Annotated in this window: 1 protein-coding gene; it reads right to left on the reverse strand. The window is 48.4% G+C overall.

Annotation, left to right across the window (positions count from 1 at the left end; translation table 11 throughout):
* Positions 1–84: 84 nt before the first annotated feature.
* The gene (gene ltrA, locus BMY62_RS15775) at positions 85–1,485 is read right to left on the reverse strand and encodes a group II intron reverse transcriptase/maturase (protein WP_218143016.1); all 1,401 of its coding nucleotides are present in this window, start codon (positions 1,483–1,485) and stop codon (positions 85–87) included.
* Positions 1,486–1,975: the final 490 nt, after the last annotated feature.

The following is a 1,975-nucleotide window of genomic DNA, read 5'->3' on the forward strand; positions in this document are numbered from 1 at the left end:
TGGCTCCCCGACCAGGGCTCGTTAGAGTAGAAGACTGCAACAAACAACGCATATTCACGCGCCATCCGTCACAGCCTCCCCTCATCAAACCGGACACGCGGTTCTCCCGCATACGGCTTTCCGATGCTCTTCTTCCTTAAGCATGCGCGCCTTCCATGCTGGTGCAGTTGGCATTTTATACAGTTTCAAGTCATCATAAATATAACGGCTTGGGAATCGCCTGAAAGCTGCTCCATGATTCCGCACTTTGTGCCTATACCTTAGCTGGCTTCGCAGGCTTGATTCCATATAGTATTTGATCGACTTCAATTTCCTGTGACCATGACCATAGTAGAAATAGTTACTCCAGCCTCTGGCTGTTTGATTGAGTTTGCCTACGATAATATTGATTGGCACCGGAATCATTTCCCGACGAGTGTAATATTTGATTTTCTGCTTGATGGTTTGTATAGCTTTATCTGATGGTTCAACCAACGGGAAATGTTTATCCGGTTGTCTGCCCGTAACAAAGCTGATATTAAACCCGAGAAAACCAAATGTTTCCTTTCGGGCATCCCGAATCTGCGTTTTGTCGTCGTTGAGCTTGAGATCAAGCTTGCCGAGAACATGTTGCAGAATAGCATAAGGTTTGGACGTGCCTCTTGCACAAAGTACAACCATATCATCTGCATAACGAACCAGTCGCGCTTTGTACTTTGCTGCCAGTTGATGCCTGTCCCATATCCGGTCGAGGATATTGAGGTAGATGTTAGCCAGCAACGGCGAGATAACACCACCTTGCGGGGTTCCTGCCCGAGATTTCCTGCCGCCTATGATCTTGTCCGTTCCCCTATCCGCTTTGACTACCGGCACTTTCAACCATTGTTTCAACAAACTGAGTATCCGGCTGTCCACTACACGCTCTGCCACTGTTCGCAGCAGTTTGTGGTGTGGGATGGTGTCAAAATATTTAGACAGGTCGGCATCAATCACATGGACGTGCCCTTTCAGCAATCCCTCCTTGATGGCATCCATCGCTTGGTGCGCCGTGCGCTTGGGCCTGAATCCATAGGAGTTTGTACTGAAGTCGGCTTCAAATATCGGTTCAATGATCAGCTTGGCTGCCATTTGCACGATCCGATCTTTGATGCAGGGTATGCCTAATGGCCGTGTTTCGCCATTGGGCTTGGGTATTTCTACCCGCTTTACCGGCATGGCCCGGTAAGTTCTGGCTTTCAATGATGCTTGTATTGCATGACAATACGCCAGCTTTCCTATTCCGGCCTCTATTGCTTCGAAGGTTTCCCCATCGATACCGGGGCTACCCTGGTTTTGCCTGACAAGATCATAAGCGCGTTGCAGTACGTCACTCCGATAGACCTTGTCATAAAGACTGTAGAATCGAAAAGTCGGTTGGCGCTTGGCTTTAAGGTATAGCTTCCTCTGGAATACACTGACGCTCTCTTGCGAGTTTCGTGATGTTGTTAGCTTTTCTGCAATCATCATTGCCTTGTATTCTAAAGTCGTGCTTGAACAAAGTAGGGTCACTTCCCTCAGATGGCGTTATGGTTCGCTCATCTTCAAACGGTACTTTTAACCCCTCAGACTTCCAATACAGCCTAATTTAATTTCGCTCCCCGCTTATATAAATCAGTTGGTTCTGCAAACCACTGTACTGGATCTCCCGTCCTGCACAATCTATCTTCCACCACATGCCACTCCTACAACCCCGGAGGATCTACCTGAAATGCTCATTGTCAGGCAGGTAGTATCAGTTTTCCCCTTCAGGTTAGAGGGTCAACATCCTCAGCTGGTTATCGAGGCTAATAAAGATTCACTTGCGTTGCGGCCTGCAGCTTTGCCTTCGCGGAACTTACAGTATTCAATTACTCAAATACTGCTCCACAGTGCTACCGGGGTGAATGAGCAATTCCCCGGACTGGACTTCAACCCGTTAGATAGATTGCCGGTAACGGCGTGCAACCTGGGACCTGCG

Origin of the sequence: Nitrosomonas marina (assembly GCF_900111605.1) — a bacterium.
Taxonomy (GTDB): Bacteria; Pseudomonadota; Gammaproteobacteria; order Burkholderiales; family Nitrosomonadaceae; genus Nitrosomonas; species Nitrosomonas marina_A.

Bases quoted from the DNA above. Each gene is read 5' to 3' on its own strand.
- ltrA (WP_218143016.1), bottom strand. From the start codon at position 1,485: ATGATGATTGCAGAAAAGCTAACAACATCACGAAACTCGCAAGAGAGC.